This is a genomic window from Jiella pacifica, assembly GCF_010500815.1.
Classification (GTDB): Bacteria; Pseudomonadota; Alphaproteobacteria; order Rhizobiales; family Rhizobiaceae; genus Jiella; species Jiella pacifica.
On sequence record NZ_JAAAMG010000009.1, the window covers coordinates 93087 to 110638 of the forward strand.

Annotated in this window: 20 protein-coding genes; 5 read left to right on the forward strand and 15 right to left on the reverse strand. The window is 65.5% G+C overall.

The window, feature by feature from the left end:
* Positions 1 to 4: 4 nt before the first annotated feature.
* The 3 genes from accB to aat all read left to right on the forward strand — a co-directional run bounded on the left by accB (position 5) and on the right by aat (position 2713).
* Positions 5 to 487 carry an acetyl-CoA carboxylase biotin carboxyl carrier protein gene (gene accB, locus GTK09_RS12730; RefSeq protein ID WP_163463549.1) on the forward strand — a complete coding sequence of 161 codons (483 nt, stop codon included), beginning with the start codon at positions 5 to 7 and terminating at the stop codon, positions 485 to 487.
* A gap of 11 nt (positions 488 to 498) precedes the next feature.
* Positions 499 to 1848, forward strand: a complete 1350-nt coding sequence (gene accC, locus GTK09_RS12735; RefSeq protein WP_163463550.1) for an acetyl-CoA carboxylase biotin carboxylase subunit — start codon at positions 499 to 501, stop codon at positions 1846 to 1848.
* A gap of 199 nt (positions 1849 to 2047) precedes the next feature.
* Positions 2048 to 2713 carry a leucyl/phenylalanyl-tRNA--protein transferase gene (gene aat, locus GTK09_RS12740; RefSeq protein WP_163463551.1) on the forward strand — a complete coding sequence of 222 codons (666 nt, stop codon included), beginning with the start codon at positions 2048 to 2050 and terminating at the stop codon, positions 2711 to 2713.
* Here the strand turns inward: aat and GTK09_RS12745 are convergent.
* The 5 genes from GTK09_RS12745 to gatB form a co-directional block, all read right to left on the reverse strand.
* A complete protein-coding gene (locus tag GTK09_RS12745; RefSeq protein ID WP_246217889.1) occupies positions 2653 to 3000 on the reverse strand; it encodes a DUF2155 domain-containing protein in 348 nt (115 codons plus the stop codon). The genes aat and GTK09_RS12745 overlap by 61 nt on opposite strands.
* Before the next feature lie 261 nt (positions 3001 to 3261).
* Positions 3262 to 3645: an NADH:ubiquinone oxidoreductase subunit NDUFA12 gene (locus tag GTK09_RS12750; protein WP_163463552.1), complete on the reverse strand. Its 384-nt coding sequence runs from the start codon at positions 3643 to 3645 to the stop codon at positions 3262 to 3264.
* Positions 3646 to 3770: 125 nt separating this feature from the next.
* A complete protein-coding gene (locus GTK09_RS12755; protein ID WP_163463553.1) occupies positions 3771 to 4232 on the reverse strand; it encodes a phosphate-starvation-inducible PsiE family protein in 462 nt (153 codons plus the stop codon).
* A 107-nt stretch (positions 4233 to 4339) separates the two neighbouring features.
* Positions 4340 to 4843: a GNAT family N-acetyltransferase gene (locus tag GTK09_RS12760; RefSeq protein ID WP_203561009.1), complete on the reverse strand. Its 504-nt coding sequence runs from the start codon at positions 4841 to 4843 to the stop codon at positions 4340 to 4342.
* Positions 4840 to 6339, reverse strand: coding sequence for an Asp-tRNA(Asn)/Glu-tRNA(Gln) amidotransferase subunit GatB (gene gatB / locus GTK09_RS12765; protein WP_163463554.1), 1500 nt, complete (start codon positions 6337 to 6339; stop codon positions 4840 to 4842). Before gatB ends, GTK09_RS12760 begins: the two co-directional genes overlap by 4 nt.
* A gap of 164 nt (positions 6340 to 6503) precedes the next feature.
* On the opposite strand from gatB, the gene GTK09_RS12770 reads away from it, so the two are divergent.
* Positions 6504 to 7091 carry a Uma2 family endonuclease gene (locus tag GTK09_RS12770; RefSeq protein WP_163463555.1) on the forward strand — a complete coding sequence of 196 codons (588 nt, stop codon included), beginning with the start codon at positions 6504 to 6506 and terminating at the stop codon, positions 7089 to 7091.
* 90 nt (positions 7092 to 7181) lie between these two features.
* Here the strand turns inward: GTK09_RS12770 and GTK09_RS12775 are convergent, their stop codons facing one another.
* The 3 genes from GTK09_RS12775 to GTK09_RS12785 form a co-directional block, all read right to left on the reverse strand.
* The gene (locus GTK09_RS12775) at positions 7182 to 8660 is read right to left on the reverse strand and encodes a Dyp-type peroxidase (protein WP_163463556.1); all 1479 of its coding nucleotides are present in this window, start codon (positions 8658 to 8660) and stop codon (positions 7182 to 7184) included.
* Between the two features lie 262 nt (positions 8661 to 8922).
* Positions 8923 to 10020: a hypothetical protein gene (locus GTK09_RS12780; protein WP_163463557.1), complete on the reverse strand. Its 1098-nt coding sequence runs from the start codon at positions 10018 to 10020 to the stop codon at positions 8923 to 8925.
* A gap of 154 nt (positions 10021 to 10174) precedes the next feature.
* On the reverse strand, positions 10175 to 11596 hold the full coding sequence (locus GTK09_RS12785) for an aminotransferase-like domain-containing protein (RefSeq protein ID WP_163463558.1): 1422 nt from the start codon (positions 11594 to 11596) through the stop codon (positions 10175 to 10177).
* Positions 11597 to 11702: 106 nt separating this feature from the next.
* Between GTK09_RS12785 and GTK09_RS12790 the strand changes: the two genes are divergently transcribed.
* Positions 11703 to 11981 carry a YjiS-like domain-containing protein gene (locus GTK09_RS12790; RefSeq protein WP_203561010.1) on the forward strand — a complete coding sequence of 93 codons (279 nt, stop codon included), beginning with the start codon at positions 11703 to 11705 and terminating at the stop codon, positions 11979 to 11981.
* A 195-nt stretch (positions 11982 to 12176) separates the two neighbouring features.
* Here the strand turns inward: GTK09_RS12790 and GTK09_RS12795 are convergent, their stop codons facing one another.
* The 7 genes from GTK09_RS12795 to sufC all read right to left on the reverse strand — a co-directional run bounded on the left by GTK09_RS12795 (position 12177) and on the right by sufC (position 17528).
* Positions 12177 to 12548, reverse strand: a complete 372-nt coding sequence (locus tag GTK09_RS12795; RefSeq protein WP_163463559.1) for a TfoX/Sxy family protein — start codon at positions 12546 to 12548, stop codon at positions 12177 to 12179.
* A gap of 35 nt (positions 12549 to 12583) precedes the next feature.
* A complete protein-coding gene (gene sufA / locus GTK09_RS12800) occupies positions 12584 to 12967 on the reverse strand; it encodes a Fe-S cluster assembly scaffold SufA (RefSeq protein WP_163463560.1) in 384 nt (127 codons plus the stop codon).
* A gap of 286 nt (positions 12968 to 13253) precedes the next feature.
* Positions 13254 to 13676 (reverse strand): VOC family protein, encoded by a 423-nt coding sequence (locus GTK09_RS12805; RefSeq protein WP_163463561.1) that lies wholly within the window; start codon positions 13674 to 13676, stop codon positions 13254 to 13256.
* Between the two features lie 14 nt (positions 13677 to 13690).
* Positions 13691 to 14047: an SUF system Fe-S cluster assembly protein gene (locus GTK09_RS12810; protein WP_246217890.1), complete on the reverse strand. Its 357-nt coding sequence runs from the start codon at positions 14045 to 14047 to the stop codon at positions 13691 to 13693.
* A gap of 113 nt (positions 14048 to 14160) precedes the next feature.
* Entirely contained in the window at positions 14161 to 15411 is a 1251-nt protein-coding gene (locus tag GTK09_RS12815) for a cysteine desulfurase (protein WP_163463562.1), read from the reverse strand.
* Positions 15412 to 15503: 92 nt separating this feature from the next.
* The gene (gene sufD, locus GTK09_RS12820) at positions 15504 to 16769 is read right to left on the reverse strand and encodes a Fe-S cluster assembly protein SufD (protein WP_163463563.1); all 1266 of its coding nucleotides are present in this window, start codon (positions 16767 to 16769) and stop codon (positions 15504 to 15506) included.
* Positions 16770 to 16772: 3 nt separating this feature from the next.
* Positions 16773 to 17528: a Fe-S cluster assembly ATPase SufC gene (gene sufC / locus GTK09_RS12825; protein WP_163463564.1), complete on the reverse strand. Its 756-nt coding sequence runs from the start codon at positions 17526 to 17528 to the stop codon at positions 16773 to 16775.
* Positions 17529 to 17552 lie beyond the last annotated feature (24 nt).

A 17552-nucleotide genomic window follows, 5' to 3' on the forward strand; every position in this document is an offset into this window, starting at 1 on the left:
GAATATGCCCAAAGAAGACATGACGGTCGACCCGCGTTTCGTTCGTGAGATCGCATCGATCCTGAAAGAGACTGACCTGACCGAGATCGAGGTCGAGAACGGTTCGATGAAGGTCCGTGTGACCCGCAAGATCGAGTCGGCCCAGATGCAGATGCAGCCTGCCTACTATCCGCAGCAGCATCAGGCGCCGGCGCCGCAGCCCGCACCCGCCTCGGCAGGCCCTGCACCCGCCGCTCCGGCGAGCGGCCCCGAGGCCGGCAGCGTTCCCTCGCCCATGGTCGGAACCGTCTATCTCGCCGCCGCTCCGGGCGCCAAGCAGTTCGTCGAGGTCGGGCAGAGCGTCGCCGAAGGCGAGACGCTGCTGATCATTGAGGCGATGAAGACGATGAACCAGATCCCGGCGCCGCGCGCCGGCAAGGTGACGAAGATCCTGGTCGAGAACGGCCAACCGGTCGAGTACGGCGAAGCCCTCGTCGTCATCGCGTAAGGGGGAACTTCATGGTCAAGAAGGTCCTCATCGCCAATCGCGGCGAGATCGCCCTGCGGGTCCTCAGGGCCTGCAAGGAACTCGGCATCTCGACGGTCGCCGTCCATTCCACCGCCGACAACGCGGCGATGCACGTGCGGCTGGCCGACGAGAGCGTCTGCATCGGCCCGCCGCCCTCGCGCGACAGCTATCTGAACATCCCCTCGATCCTCGCGGCCTGCGAGATCTCCGGAGCCGACGCCGTTCATCCCGGCTACGGCTTCCTGTCCGAGAATGCCCGCTTCGCCGACATCCTCGACGCCCACGGCCTGACCTTCATCGGGCCCACCGCTGATCACATCCGCATCATGGGCGACAAGATCGAGGCCAAGCGCACGGCCAAGCGGCTCGGCATTCCCGTCGTGCCCGGTTCGGCCGGCGCCGTGACGGAAGATGCCGAAGCGCTGAAGATCGCCGAGGAGATCGGCTATCCGGTCATCGTCAAGGCATCGGCCGGCGGCGGCGGACGCGGCATGAAGGTCGCCAAAACCCGCGAAGACATGGTGCTGGCGCTGCAGACCGCTCGGCAGGAAGCCGGCGCGGCCTTCGGCGACGACGCCGTCTACATCGAGAAATACCTCGAAAAGCCTCGCCACATCGAGGTGCAGGTGTTCGGCGACGGCGCCGGCAACGCCATCCATCTCGGCGAGCGCGACTGCTCGCTGCAGCGGCGCCACCAGAAGGTCTGGGAGGAGGCGAACTCGCCCGCCCTTACGGGAGAGCAGCGCGAGCGGATCGGCACGATCTGCGCCAACGCCATGCGGGACCTGAAATATCGCGGCGCCGGCACGATCGAGTTTCTCTACGAGAACGGCGAGTTCTATTTCATCGAGATGAACACCCGCCTGCAGGTGGAGCATCCGGTGACCGAGGCGATCACCGGCATGGATCTCGTCCACGAGCAGATCCGCGTCGCCAGCGGCCAGGGCCTGTCGGCGACCCAGGACGAGATCGTCTTTTCCGGCCACGCCATCGAATGCCGGATCAACGCCGAGGACCCGCGCAGCTTCGCGCCCTCGCCCGGCAAGATCACCTATTACCACGCGCCCGGCGGCCTCGGCGTCCGGGTCGACTCGGCGGTCTATCAGGGCTATTCGATCCCGCCCTTCTACGACAGCCTGATCGGCAAGCTGATCGTCCACGGCCGCAACCGCGCCGAATGCATGATGCGCCTCAGGCGGGCGCTGGACGAAATCGTCGTCGACGGCGTGAAGACGACGCTTCCCTTGTTCCGCGATCTCGTCGACAATGCCGACATCGGCGCGGGCGACTACGACATCCACTGGCTGGAGAAGTATCTGGCCGCTGGCGCCAAGGCCTGACGCCGACATCGCAACCGCCGCACGGCAAGGCGGTTGCACGTCTCGGCGAAGGGCCATCCGCAGCGTGGAAGGCCCGAGCCGGGGATCGAATGTCCGATGCATGTCCGCTCGATCGTCAAGACCGGAGAACGGCCCCTTGATGCCGTGGCGGGCTTTGCGGCGGGGACGTGGGTGTTTCCTTCAAGGCGCTGAGGCGGACATGGCGGGACGCGGCAAGACCCCGGCAATCACCCCGGAACTTCTCCTCAAGGCCTATGCGTCGGGCATCTTTCCGATGGCCGAGGCGAGCGACGATCCGCAGATCTTCTGGGTCGACCCGACCGAACGGGGCATCCTGCCGCTGGACGGACTGCACCTGCCGCGCAGCCTCAGGAAGGTGATCCGCAAGGAGCCTTTCACGGTTCGCGTCGACACGGCCTTTGCTGCGGTGGTCGACGGCTGCGCCGAGCCGGCGCCGGGCCGCGAGAACACCTGGATCAACCGGCAGATCCGCGATCTCTACATCGCGCTTTTCCGGGAGGGCTTCGCCCATTCGGTGGAGTGCTGGGAGGGCGAAGTGCTGGTCGGCGGGCTCTACGGCGTCTCGATCAACGGCGCCTTCTTCGGCGAGAGCATGTTTTCCCGCAAGACCGACGCCTCGAAGATCGCTCTCGCCTTTCTCTGCGAAAGGCTGATCCGCGGCGGCTACCTGCTGCTCGACACCCAGTTCATCACGTCGCATCTGGCGCAGTTCGGCGCCGTCGAGATCGATCGCGACGAGTACCACGCCCTGCTCGGCCAGGCGCTGTCGGTGGCGGCAACCTTCTACCCGGCGGGGGCCGGCACGGCCGAATCGGTCTTGCAGCTCTTCAGCCAGACGTCATAGACCGGGTGCTCGACGGCGTTGAGACCGGGTGAATCGGCGAACATCCAGCCGGAGAAGATGCGCTGAATCTTGCGGTCGAGGGTGATCTCGTCGACCTGCACGAATGCGTCGGTTCGCTCCGCCTCGCCCTCGGCACTGGTGAGACAGACTCGCGGCGTCACCTGCAGGGCGCCGAACTGTACCGTCTCGTCGATATAGACGTCGAAGCTGGTGATCCGCCCGGTGATCTTGTCGATGCCGGAAAACACCGCGACCGGATGTTTGATCCGCGGCTTGGGCGTCGCCATCTGCGGATCGGGCTGGTCTTCCTGGGCAACGGCGCCCGAAACGCCCGGCATGACCAGCGCGGCCAAGGCGATTGCCAGGATCATTCGGGATTTCGTCCGCGTCATACGATGGGTGCAAGGTCCGAGGATTGTGGCGCGGGCCGATATCCGACCGCAGCCAATTCGTTCGACGACGCCTTCGCAGGCTTCGCCACTCTGCCGGAACGGTTAGGCGCGGAATGCGGCGCCAGATTGATCACCGCGTCGCGCCTTGCCCGATCTTCACGGTGTCCAGGCGTCGTACTCGCCGGTCACGCGCGGCCGCTCCTTGCCGGGGCGCAGCAGCGAGCCGGACGGACGATAGGCCTTGGCGGTGCCGGTGTGGTTCGGCTCGAAGGGCTTCTGCCATTCGCGTGGCGCGTATTTCTCGTCGCTCGGCGGCAGGTCGACACGGTGGTGCATCCAGCCATGCCAGCCGGTCGGGATCGCCGAAGCCTCCGCCGGGCCGTTGAAGATCACCCAGCGACGCGTGCCGGCGGCATTGGTATAGTAGACGTTGCCGAACTCGTCCTCACCGACCTTCCTGCCGAAGCGCCAGGTGTGGAAGCGCGTGCCGATCGTCTGACCCTGCCACCAGGTGAAGATCTCTAGAAGCCATTTCTTCATGGAAGTCTCGATCCCTGCGAACTGCGGCTCGTTATGCTGCGGCGCCGAGGAAATGTCCACCCGGCGCGCATGCCGCCATGCCACAGATCAAGGCTCGCACCCATTCGGTCGCTCCGGTCGGGACACTAACCATCGCCGTCGCCGCCTGTGACGCTCGTCTTGTCGCCGCGCTGCTCGCGGGAATCGACGAAGTGGACCATCACGAGCAGCGCGCCGAGCGCCAGGAAGGTGGCGGCCAAGCCGGCAAGGAATGTCCCACTCGTCGAATCCACCTCGAGCAGGATCAGCTTCCTGACGACGGCGAGCACGCCGATGACGATGACGGTCCGGACCTGGGCGAGCCGATGGTCGCCGAGCGCCATCTGGTGGATCGAATGGGCGAGTTCGAGCGCGATGACCGCTGCCAGAACCCGGTCGAACAGCGATTGAAATGCCGAATAATCAAACGGTTGATCAAAATCGAACAGCGCCAGTCCGGTGGCGCGCAGAAAGCTCCACAGGGTCAGGAGGACGACGCCGACCATGCCGAACAGGAGGATGTGGGCGACCAGCTTCTCGAATCGGAAATAGAGTTTCACCAGATGCATGCCGCCGCTCCCGTGGCGGCGAAACGACGATCGCTCCGCTCGTCACAAGAAGTGGCTCACGCCTGCGCGCCGTCCATCCTGCGCTGCACCCGGCGAGCGGCCATCGGTCAGCCGCCCAGCTGCCTCTCGTAGACGACGGCAGGGATGCCGCTGTCGGCGGAGCCGCAATTCTCGGTGCGGCCGATTTCGGCAAAGCCGTGGGCGACATAGAATCGCACGGCCTTCTCGTTCGCCGCCTCGACCTCGATCCGCATCCGCGTCGCGTCCGGGAAGGCGTCGGTGATCTCGTTGAGAAGATCGCGGCCAATCCCCTGGCGCTGGCAGTCCGGCCGGACATAGAGCTGGTGCAGGACGACGAGCTTCTTTTCCGGGTCCGAAGACGCCGCGAAGGCGACGCCGCCGAGCCGCGTACCATCGTCGGCGACGATGAATTCCGATTCCGGCCGGCTCAGCCGCGGCTCCAGCGCCGCGACCGAATGCCAGGACGCGGTGATTTCCGAAACCTTCTGCGTCCCGTAGATACCGTCATAGGTGTCGTGCCAGGTCTCGCCGAGCAGCTCCGAAATCGCCTGGAGGTCGTTGCGGCCGGCGGTGCGGACGAAGAAGATCATTCCACCCCCAGCTTCTCTTTCACCAGCGCGTTGACCGCCTGCGGATTGGCCTTGCCGCCGGTCGCCTTCATCACCTGGCCGACGAACCAGCCGGCCATGGAAGGCTTCTCCTTCGCCTGGGCGACCTTCTCCGGGTTCGCCGCGATCACCTCGTCGACGGCCTTTTCGATGGCGCCGGTGTCGGTCACCTGCTTCATGCCGCGGCTCTCGACGATCGCCTTCGGGTCGCCGCCCTCGTTCCAGACGATCTCGAACAGGTCCTTGGCGATCTTGCCGGAGATCGTGCCCTCGCGGATGAGGTCCAGGATCGCGCCGAGCTGGTCAGCGGAAACCGGGGTCTCGTCGATGCCCTTGCCCGCCTTGTTGAGCGCGCCGAGGAGATCGTTGATCACCCAGTTCGCCGCCTGCTTGGCATCGCGTCCTGCGGCGACCTTTTCGAAGAAATCGGCGATCGCCTTTTCCGAGACGAGGATCGAGGCATCGTAGGCCGACAGGCCGGCGTCCTTGATCAGCCGCGCCCGCTTGTCGTCGGGAAGCTCCGGCAACTCCTTCAAAAGCGCGTCGACATAGGCCTGGTCGAATTCCAGCGGCAGGAGGTCCGGATCAGGGAAATAGCGGTAGTCGTGGGCGTCTTCCTTCGAGCGCATCGCCCGCGTCTCGCCCTTCACCGGATCGAACAGCCGGGTCTCCTGGTCGATGACGCCGCCGTCCTCGATGATGGCGATCTGGCGCCGGGCCTCCGACTCGATCGCCTGGCCGACGAAGCGGATGGAGTTGACGTTCTTGATCTCGCAGCGCGTACCGAAGGCCCCGCCCGGCCGCCGCACCGAGACGTTGACGTCGGCGCGCATCGAGCCCTCGTCCATGTTGCCGTCGCAGGTGCCGAGATAGCGCAGGATCGTCCGCAGCTTGGTCAGATAGGCCTTGGCCTCGTCGGCCGAGCGCATGTCGGGTTTGGAGACGATCTCCATCAGCGCCACGCCGGACCGGTTGAGGTCGACGAAGGACATGGTCGGATGCTGGTCGTGCATCGACTTGCCGGCGTCCTGCTCGAGATGCAGCCGCTCGACGCCGACCTCGATGTCCTGGAACTCGCCCTTGGAATCCGGCCCGACGGAGACGATCACCGTCCCCTCGCCGACGATCGGATCCTTGTACTGGGAGATCTGGTAGCCCTGGGGGAGATCGGGATAGAAATAGTTCTTCCGGTCGAAGACCGAGCGGTGGTTGATCTGCGCCTTGAGGCCGAGACCGGTGCGGATCGCCTGCTTGACGCATTCCTCGTTGATCACCGGCAGCATGCCGGGCATCGCCGCGTCGACGAGGCTGACATGGGAGTTCGGCTCGGCGCCGAAGCCGGTCGAGGCGCCGGAGAAGAGCTTGGCCTCCGACGTCACCTGGGCGTGGACCTCGAGGCCGATGATGATCTCCCAGTCGCCGGTGGCGCCGGAGATGAAGGTCTTCGGATCGGGCGTGCGGGTGTCGACGAGGGTCATGGGCGTGTCCGGATCTCTCAGAAATGGCGTGGGATTTGGCTAGAGGAAAGCGGGAACGGGTTCAAGCTCGCCGCCCCATGCCGATGTCCCGTCAGCCAGGTTTCAGGCTGCGAGGCGCATCCCCATCTGCTATCGTGGCAAAAGCGACGACCACGGAGCCTCCCATGAGCTCACTTGCGGAATTGCGGCAGCGAAGCGACCTGCCGACGAACATGACGATCGACGAGTTCTTCGACTGGCTGGGCACCCACGAAGACCAGTACGAGCTCGTCGACGGAACGCCGGTCATGATGCCCTTCGTCAAGCGCGCCCACGCCCGCATCGTCAGCAATATCGATCGGCTGCTTCAGACAGCGCTCGATCCTGATGAATATCTGGTGACCCAGGGCGATTTCGCCATCCAGACCGGCCCGCGCTCCATCCGTTTCGCCGACGTCCTGGTGGAGCCCACGAACGACGATCTCGCCGGGCGGATCTCCGAGCGCACGGTGCTGATCGTCGAGGTGCTGTCGGACTCGACCGCCGGGATCGACTTCAATCAGAAGCGGCTCGAATATCTCGGCCTCCGCGATCTCGACACCTATCTCATCGCCGCGCAGGACGAGCTCAGAATCTGGGTCTGGCACCGCGGGCCCGACGGCTGGCCCGAGGCGGCCGAGGTCCTGACAGATGGCGACGTCACGCTGCCGATCCTCGGCGTCTCGCTGCCGCTGGGGGATATCTACCGGGGCGTTTCGCGGACGCAGGCATGAAGCCTCGCCGCGAGTTCGGCGGGGAGAAATGCCCGCCCCGTCGCCTTCCATGGCCGCCGGGCTTTCGCCATGGGTGGGGAAATCTTCCGGCTAGGGATGCAGCGCCTGCAGGCCGCTCAGGGATGGCGCGAAAAAGTACTCTCCGCCCTTCATCCTGACGAAGCCGTGAAAATCATGGACCACCTTGGCGCCGCCGCCATGGTTCTCCGGCCAGGACTGGCCGGATTGCCCGATGATCGGGTCGATCCCCGGATTGCCTGTCACGAATGTCGGACTGTTCGCCCAATCTCGCTGCATGAACTCGAACTGGCGGGCGATGTCCTTGTTGTAGGCCATGAAGAGCAGTCCGACACCGCCCGACGGGTGAGAGGCGTCCTCGTTGAGAACGTCGTCGTCATGGGTCTCCCGCGAACCATAGGTGACGCCCCGCCGCGGGAACAGCACGCGCCTTTCAGCTTCCGGCCCGGCTCCGAACTGGCGTTCGACATCCCCGCGCGGATTGGTCTTCCGGATATGAGCCTGGAAAGGGCATTTCTCTCCGTCCGGATCGATGTCGTAGCTGAAATGGTTGTCCGGCGTGCCTTTCGGGCCGATGGGGCCGATCTCCTCGCCATACCGCGCCACGGGCGTTCCATCCTCGAACCGGCCGACGATCATTGCGCCCGCCCGCTCCTCCTGACCCTTGGGCAAGAGCTTTCCGAGCTCCGCCTCGGCCTTCTTGAAGCCGTCGACGTTCTGCTCGAGCTGGCGAAAGACGAAGAAGCTGCCGAAGCCGCCCTTCGGGCTGAGCGGATCCGGCACGAGGACCGTGGCTTCCGGCGAGAAGCTGGGATCGAAGGGTTTGACGCTCTTTGGGGCGCCCAGACTATCGGCCTTGGCATTGGCCGCAGTGGCATTGTCGCTCGCCTCCTGGACGTCGGAGCAGGTCAATAACGGTTGGCTGATCCCGTCGACATAGCCGAAATGCTCGACGTCGTGGCCATTGCCGTTCTTCAGGCCGCGCCCGTCGATCTTGCCGACCACCCTGATGCCGGCGCTGACAATCCGCTCTTGCATGTCCGACGCGGCCTTGTCCAAAGAACTCGAATTCTCGTTGGCGAGGATCAAAAGGGCGTGGATCGGCGCTTCCGAAGGCGCGTTGAACGGCTCGTCCCATGCGCTCTGGGCTGGATCGCCGAGATCGGCATCGGCCCGCCCCATGCCCTTCTGGAAGGGCTCGTCTTCCGGAGCCGTTTCGCCGATGTAGCTGTATCCTTGGGCGGACAGGAAGAGAAACGTCGCCGTCTCCTCTCCCGGCGCTTCGCCCTTAGGCCCCGGCTGGCCGTTCTCCTTGCGGTCTCTTTGTTTTTTCTGCTCGGCAGCGCTGGTGATCGTACCGTCCGCGGCCAAGGAGGCCAGCAGCGCCTTTGTGTCCGCAACTTCGCCGGTGAATGTGACGAAGAGATTCGTCGTCTTCCGGCGCCCGTGGCTTTTCAGAATGTTACCCTGCAAATCGCCGAGGAAGGCACTCGCCCCGGGATCGTTCAGGTCGATCGGTTGTGAAAGATCAAGATTCCCGACTTCTGACATTTGAACCTCCCGTAGCGTCAGATCCATCGGCTGAACACATGTCCTCCACTCAATGTTGTCAATACTGAAGTTGCGTTCTTCGCGTGTATAAGTTCGCAATCATCGGAACGTCGAGGCGCGATGAGGAAATGAGTCGGGTAAAGGATCGCTGACAACGCAGGCGTTTAGGAGCTGTTTCGCGCCCCCTGAATATCCGCCACGTAGCCCGGCCGCATCAGAATATCCGCCACAGTCGTTCTGGCAGAGGTGGCAGCGCGGCCTTCTAGCGGAAACCGTAGGCCACGGCGCCTTCGTAGAGATCGATCAACAGATGATCTCCCGCGCCGACCAGGAAATCCGCCGCCGTCGGCAACACGTTGCGGCCGGTGACCCGCCCCGTCGCAGCATCGAGCTCGTAAAGATAGTCCTTTTCGCAGCTGCCGCCGCTCGCCCCATAGACCCGTCCGCCCCGGACCACGACGTTCGTGTCGGAGACGTTGAACGGCCCGACCCAGTCGACCTCGGAGAGTTCGCCATTCGTCCTGGCCAGCAGCCCGGCCCGGCGGGCGCGGTCGCCGCAGCGGCTCGGCGTGTCGATGGTCAGGTAGATCGCGCCGTCCTCGCCTTCGCTTGCCGATAGCACCGCGACGGTGGCTTCGGAGTCCCCGGCCTCGAGCCCCTGCCCGGCTCGCGAAATCGGGATCGCGAACAGCTTCTCGATGTCTCCGTTGCGGTCGGCCAGCGCGTTGACGAGGGAGAAATCGCCCTCGCCGAAGCTTTCGGTCCGCGAAATGATCAAACGATCGTCCGGGCCGAAGCGCGAGACGTAGAAATACGGCTCGTCGTGCCGCGAGGGGTCGGCGCCGGCTTCGCGAAGGGCATCGTAAAGCCTGTCGGCCAGCGCCTCCGGCACCCAAGCGCAGCGATCGATCCAGTCGATCCGGCAAGGCTCGCCGAGACTGCGATCATACGGGCCGATGTCCGGAACCGCCGCGGCCACCGATGCCAGATCAGGCCCGGCGGCCAGCCTCGTCACGGCAATGTCGCGCTGCGGGCCGGGATTGGGCGCAGGTCGGGGCAGATCGAGCGCGGCGACGCCGGCAGATTGATCCGCAGGTTGGACGTGGCCCGGGGTTTCGACGAGCAGCCTGTAGCTACCGGAACCGATGCCGCTGACCGGCTTGCGGGTTTGCGGCGGGCCGACGGGCGAAGAGGAAGCCGGCCCCGCGGCCAGCAAGGTCTGCGTCCGTGGCGATGCCGCGCCGGCGGTCGACGCCTCCTCCGGCAGGGTTCGCCCGGCCTCTGGGGCGCCCATGGCCTTGGTTTCCATATGGCAGACGAAGGCGGTGGCGAGCAGCATGGCGAAGATCGTGCGTGACACGCGATATCCTCCTCTTCGGCGGCAGCCCCCTTGCTTATCTACCGTGATCGCCGGGCGCTGCAAAGCGCCGCGGTGGCCGGGCGCGGGGCGCCGACGGACCGCCGAGACTACCTCTTCCCGCCCTTTCTCGCATTGACACCCAGGAGAGCGCCGTTCAGGCGACGCTCATGTAGGAGATGCTGCCGCTGTCGATGAGCCCTTTCAGGATCGTCAGCGAATTCGCCAGTCTTTCGCGCTCGGGGACGGCGGAAAGGCCGATCCGCACCGAGTGGTGGGCGTAATCGCCCCTGACGCTGCGGAATTCGTCCTCGCCGTCGATGCGGATGCCGTGGTTTCTCGCCGCGAGCTGGAAGGCCGGCGAGGTCCATGGCGCCGGCAGCGGCACCCAGCGATAGGGCACGGCGGCGGCGGCCCGCCCCGCCGTGCGCAGCTGGAAGATCTCGTCGAACAAAGCGCCGCGCGCGGCGATCTCGCCCATCACCGCCTGCCGGATCGACTCGGCCTTGCCGGAGAGAACCAGCCGCGCGGCGACCTCCATGTTGAGGAACGGTCGGCCCCCGGTGAGCTGATTGTGCGCGACGGTGACCCGCACCGACTGGCCGCGGGGACAACTCGCCCAGCCGGCCCTCAGCCCCGCCGAAACGCTCTTCGACAGCCCGCCGACGAAGAAGGTTCGCTCGGGCGCCAGGGAGACGATCGGCGGAATGTCTACCGACGTGATCTTGCCGTAGATATTGTCTTCAATGATCAGCAAGTTGTGCCGACGTGCAACCGACACAATTTGCTCGCGTCGCCGCAACGACATCGTGATGCCGCGCGGATTGTTCACTGCCGGCATGAGGAAGATCATCCTAGGGTGTTGCCGCGCCGCACAACGATCCAGCTCTTCCGGAATCATGCCTTCGTCGTCCATGCCGACGGTCACCGGCATCCGTCCGATCATCGTCGCGGCTCGGGCGACGGAGGCGTAGGACAGATCCTCGAAAACGATCCGGTCGCCGGGATGGGTGGCCGCCGCGATGATCCCTTGGATCGCGGCATTGACCCCCAGCGTCGGCACGACGTTGGCGACTTCCGGCGTCCATCCACCCGTCTCCAGCCACGCCGCTCCGGCCTCCAGCCAGCTTTGCGGGACGCCGCGGACGTAATCCAGCGCTTTGGCCGCCGAATCCCCGAGGACGGCTGCAAATGTGGAGGCGACCTCCTCCGCCTGGCCGACCATGGGCGCAGAGGTGGAATCGAGCTTGGCGTCGTCGCTCTGCTGACCGGGCAGAGAGTCGGCCGTCGCATTCGGCAGGAAATGGCGTGGTTCCGGCTTCTCCGGTTCAGTCTCGATCTGCCGGACATAGGTCCCTCGGCCCACCTCGCCGGTGGTCAGCCCCCGTTCGCGGGCGATCTGATACGCCCGGCCGATCGTTCCGACGGTGACCTTGAGGTCGAAGGCGATGTCGCGCTGGGGGGGCAATTTGTCACCCGGCTTCAAGGCACCCTCGACGATCGCCCGCTCGATCGCGTCGGCCAGGCGGAGATAGAAGGGCGAAGTCTCGTCACGCGAGATATCGAATTGGATTGTCACCCTAACACCTCTCTTTGTCACCATGCTGAAAATCGTATTGTACGCATAATCGATCGGCGTACAAGAGGGGCATCACTTCATGGGTGCAATCGAAGGAGATGTCACCATGACAATGCACCATGCACGGATCGCCCAGCTCGAAGATCGGCCGCTAGGGCATTTTGAACGGATGCGAGACAAAGCCGAGGCCTTGCCGCCGTTGTCGAGCGGCCTGCGCTCGCTCGTCGCCGGCGCGCTAATCGTGGCAAGGGCCGTCGGGCGGCGCAGGAAGATGAGGCAGGACCTGCTCGCCTTGAACGCGGAGCAGCTGAGGGACGTCGGCCTGTCGCGGGACGAGGCTCTGCGGGCTGCCGAGCGGATCCAGTGGCGCAGCGACTGGACATAATCGCCGGATGCGCCGACGCCGCAGGACGCACCGAGGGTGGATCGATCATCGATCCACCCTTTCGTCGTTCGTGGAGGAGATTTTCGGACGTCCGTCACGGGAATTGCATGCCGGCAGGCGAGGACACAGACGCGTCCGTTCGCCGAACCCATTCGCCTCCGACTGCGCCACGGCAGTTGCCCGGATCCTCCGGTGTCAGCGACCGGTGGATCGGCTTTTGGCCTTGCGGGGAGGTTTTTCGGGCGCCTGACGCGCGACGCGCCGCGAGGCCGCATCGGCAATGGCGATCCAGCGGTCGGCTTCGTCGGGATCGTCATAGGCGTCTTCGGGAAAGCGCCAGTATGGCATTTTCACCGCCGCCCGGCCCGGGCGCGTATAGGTCCAGCGATCGAGCCCGGCCTCGGCGTAGACCGCCTCGCTCTCGGGATCGCTCTTCAGGTGGAGTGTGCCGCCGATGACGAGGGCGACGATGCGGCCCTCGCTGTAGATCCCCTGCCCGCCGAACATGCGGCGGATGCCGATCTGAGGGAGTGAGCGGAAGAGATCACGCAGGAACTCTTCGTCCATCGCCTTCCCTTCCCCGAACCTCTGCCGGCTTCGGCTCAGACGGCCTGCTGGGCGGCGGCCATGGCTGCGAGGTCGGCCTGTTTCAGTTCCACCGATTCACCGCAGCCGCAGGCCGAGGTCTGGTTCGGATTCTTGAACACGAAGCCGGATCGCAGCACCGTTTCCTCATAGTCCATCTCGGTGCCCAGCAAGAAGAGAACCGCCTCAGGCGCGATGAACACCTTGGCTCCCTCGCGCTCGATGACGTCCTCGCCGGATCGCTCCTCGTCGGCAAGGTCGATCGTGTACTCCATGCCGGCGCATCCGCCCTTCTTGATGCCGACGCGGATCCCCTGCGCCGCGCGATCGCTTGCGGCGAGGATGGCCTTGATGCGCTCGGCGGCGGCGTTGGTCATGCTCATGACGGCAAAACGGCCCATCGGATCGCTCCTTTCAGCCTCGAGAATTACTTGGTCACCTAGCGAACCCGAGCCGGGTCGCAAGGTGCCGATGCGGAAGGTGCAGGACGGAGCAGGCCTCGAGTTCGATCATGATGAGAGAGATGGCAATTTGTCAGGTAAACTGCAACCTATTCCGCATTGCCGGACCGTCGCCAAGCTGACGACCATTGGCACACCGTCGCTGGGAAAGCCGCCGGCTCCGGAGAACCCTTTCGAGAGCCGACCGCATCAGCCGCCTTGACAACGATGCACCCTTAAAGAGGCGTCACGATCCCTGCCACAGCCGGCGCACGGCCAGTTCGCCGCAATGGCCGTGCGGATCGCGAAAATAGAGGCTGCGACCCCTGCCCTTCGACCAGGCCACCTCACTCTCGACGGCGACACCGATTTCGCCGAGGTGCCGGCGCCACTCATCCTCGGAACCCTCGGGTATGGCCAGCGCGAAGTGGAGCGGCCCGCTGCCGTCATGGGGTGGGATCGTGCCAGCGCCCGGCACATCGACGGGCTCCAGCGTCGAGCCGCGCCGGAAGAGGATCAGGACGGTCCCATCCGCCAGCCGGAAGACGGTGATGCGCTCTTCCGTCACGACCGGCTCCTGCCCAAGGAGCCGTAAGTAAAATTTTCTCGCCCGCTCCATGTCGTCGACATAGAGGCAGGTTTCGAGGAGACCGCTGAGGGCGGGCGCCATCGTCGCCTCCGCGCTCAGAACCAGCCGACGGCGACCTGGGCTTCCTCGCTCATGCGCTCCGGTGTCCAGGGAGGATCGAAGACGATCTCGACCTTGACCTGACCGACGCCATCGACGGAGCCGACGGCGTTCTCGACCCAGATCGGCATCTCGCCCGCCACCGGGCAGCCGGGTGCCGTCAGCGTCATCTCGACGTCGACGTTGCGCTCGTCGTCGATGTCGATCTTGTAGATCAGGCCGAGCTCGTAGATGTCGGCCGGAATCTCCGGATCGTAGACGGTCTTCAGCGCGCCGATGATGTCGTCGGTGAGGCGCGACAACTCCTCGGCCGGGATCGTCGAGGCATCCTGCCCCCCCGAAGCCATCGCCATGTTGGCGGCGGCGGTGTCGTCCGTCGGCGCGGCGGTGGCGAGCTCATTCGACGCCGGCGCGCTGGTCGTGGTCTCGGCTTGGTCTGTCATCGGTGTCTTCTCGGGTTGGGCGGTCAGGCGAAAAAGCGCCGCGCCTTTTCGAGGGCTTCAGCCAGTCGGTCGACCTCGGCCAGGGTATTGTACATACCAAACGAAGCCCGGCATGTGGAGGTGGTTCCGAACCGCTTCAAGAGCGGCTGCGCGCAATGGGTGCCGGCGCGCACCGCGACGCCCTCGCGGTCGATGACCATCGAGACGTCGTGGGCGTGGATGCCTGCGAGGTCGAAGGAGACGATCGCGCCCTTGCCCGGCGCCTCGCCGTAGATCCTCAGCGAGTTGATCGCCTTGAGGCGCTCGTGGGCATAGGCCCGCAACGTCTCCTCGTGGGCGGCGATACTCTCGCGGCCGACGCTCGCCATGTAGTCGAGCGCCGCGCCGAGCCCGATCGCCTGGACGATCGCGGGCGTACCGGCCTCGAAGCGATGCGGCGGAGCGTTGTAGGTCACGCCCTCCTCCGTCACCTCGGCGATCATCTCGCCGCCGCCATTGAACGGCCGCGTCGCCTCCAGCATCGCCTGGCGGCCGTAGAGGACGCCGATGCCCGTCGGGCCGTACACCTTGTGGCCGGTGAAGACGTAGAAGTCGCAGCCGATGTCCTGGACGTCGACCGGCAGGTGCACGGCGCCCTGGCTGCCGTCGACGAGGGTCGCGATACCCTTCGAACGGGCGAGTGCGCACACCGCCTTGACGTCCACGACCGTGCCGAGGACGTTCGACATGTGGGTCGTGGCGATCAGCTTCGTCCGGGGCGTGATGGCCTTCTCGAAAGCCTCGACGCTGATCGAGCCGTCGTCCTCCACCGGCACGAAGACGAGCTTTGCGCCCTTCCTCTCTCGGATGAAGTGCCACGGCACGATGTTGGAGTGATGCTCCATCTGGGTGAGGACGATCTCGTCGCCCTCGCCGATCGTTTCCATTCCGTAGCCATAGGCGACGAGATTGATCGATTCCGTCGCCGAACGGGTGAAGACGATCTCCTCCGCCGAGCCGGCATTGAGGAAAGTCGCGACTTTGGTTCTGGCGTCCTCGAAGGCCTCGGTCGAGCGGTTCGACAGAAAATGCAGGCCGCGATGGACGTTGGCGTAGTCCTCTGAGTAGGCGCGCATGATGGTGTCGAGCACCGCCTTCGGCTTCTGGGCCGAGGCGCCGTTGTCGAGATAGGTCAGCGGCTTGCCGTAGACCTCTTTCGACAGGATCGGAAAGTCGGCGCGGATCTTCTCGACGTCGTAGCCGAGGGATGCGGAAATCGCGGCTTGTGCGGACATTGTCTGGGACTCCGGTGACCGATGGCGGGAGGCGGCGTCGAAGCTGCCCCTGCCGGCATTTGCAACGGGCGGCGAGCGCCCGCGGCATGGGGTCAGTGGCTCTGTTCGAGCCAGGCGTCGATCTTGCCCGTCAGGGCTTCCCCCAGCGCCGCGTCGATCTCCAGCTCCTCGACCATCTCGTCGACGAAGGCCTTGACCAGGAGGGCTTTCGCCTGCGGCGCAGGGATGCCGCGCGACATCAGGTAGAACAGGTGATCCTGATTGATCTCGCCCGCCGTCGCGCCGTGGCCGCACTGAACGTCGTCGGCGAAGATCTCCAGCTCGGGCTTCGCCGAAAAGTCGCCGTCCTCGGACAGGAGCAGCGTGTTGCAGGCCATCTTCGCGTCGGTCTTCTGCGCCTCGCGGGAAACCTTGATCATGCCCTGGAAGACCCCGTGGCCACCCATCAGCACGTTGCGGAATGTTTCCGTGGCGGTGGTGTTCGGATGGGTGTGGCGCAGCGTCGTCGTCACGTCGACATGCTGGTCCTTTTCGAGAAGGTTCACCCCGCGCATGATGATCTCGGAACCCTCGCCCGCCGTCACCGCATGTACCTCCTGGCGCACCAGCTGACCGCCGGCATTGAGCAGGAACAGCTTGAAGGTGGCATTGGCACCGACCGAGACGTTCAGCTGGCCGAGATGGGCCGCGCCCTCGTCCTTCGCCTGGTCGATCACCCACAGCACCTCGGCGCCGTCGCCGATCGACAGATGCGACACCGCACTGGAGGGGGCAGGCGAGCCGCCGCCCTCGACGCGCTCGACGAAGGTCGCCGTGGCCCCGTCGCCGACGCTGACCCGGACGGCCGAATGGGACGGCGCGCCGATGCCGCCGCGCAGCTCGATCGGTGCGGCAAGTTCCGCCTTGCCGGCAACCGTGATCGTCGCCGCGCGGGCCCCGAAAGCCGCGCTGACGAGCCGCACCGTGTCGACCGGGCGGTCGAGATGGTTGGGGCTCTCGTGCCAGTCGGCGAGATCGTCGGTGGCCGCGATGGTGACGCCCTGCGGCGCGCTTGCGCGTTCCGGCGCGTCGAGATCGACCACCGTCGAGCCGGCGACCAGCGGCGCCAGCACCGTCCCGGTCTGCGGGAATTCTCTAGCGGCGACGGCCTCGATCAGCTGGTTACCGCCGAGCCGGCGGCCCATCAGATTGCGCAGGTCGGTATAGTGCCAGGCCTCGATGCGGCGATGCGGCAGCCCTTCGCGGCGCAGCGCCTCGATCGCGGCGCGGCGCGCGTCCTCGCCACTCCCGGCGGCTTCCGCCAGCGAGACGAGCGCCGTATCGGCCGGCGTTCTCGGTCGAAGTTCGGTGACACTCATGAGTTACGCAGCCTCGCCGATGATCTGGCCGTAGCCCTCGTTTTCGAGCTGCAGCGCGAGATCCTTGTCCCCGGACTTGATGATCCTGCCCTTGTAGAGGACGTGGACCGTGTCCGGCACGATGTAGTCGAGCAGGCGCTGATAGTGGGTGATGACCAGGAACGAGCGGGTCTCCGAGCGCAACGCGTTGACGCCGTCGGCGACGATCTTGAGGGCGTCGATGTCGAGGCCGGAATCGGTCTCGTCCATGACGCAGAGCTTCGGCTCGAGCAGCGCCATCTGCAGGATCTCCGCACGCTTCTTCTCGCCGCCGGAAAAGCCGACATTGAGCGGCCGCTTCAGCATCTCGGCGTCGATCTTCAGCTCGGCCGCGGCCGCCTTGACGCGGCGCATGAAGTCCGGCGTCATCAGCTCGGCCTCGCCGCGCGCCTTGCGCTGGGCGTTCATCGCCGTCTTCAGGAAGGTCATGGTGGCGACGCCGGGGATCTCCAGCGGGTACTGGAAGGCGAGGAACACGCCCGAAGCGGCGCGCTCGGCCGGGTCCATCTCGAGGATCGACTCGCCATTGTAGAGGATGTCGCCCTCGGTCACCTCGTAGTCGTCGCGGCCAGCGAGGATGTAGGACAGGGTCGACTTGCCGGAGCCGTTCGGCCCCATGATCGCGGCGACCTCGCCGTCCTTGACCGTCAGGTCGACACCCTTGAGGATCTCGGTGCCCTCGTCGGCGACACGGGCGTGGAGGTTTTTGATTTCGAGCATGGCGCCTTTTCGTCTCTAGCGTTC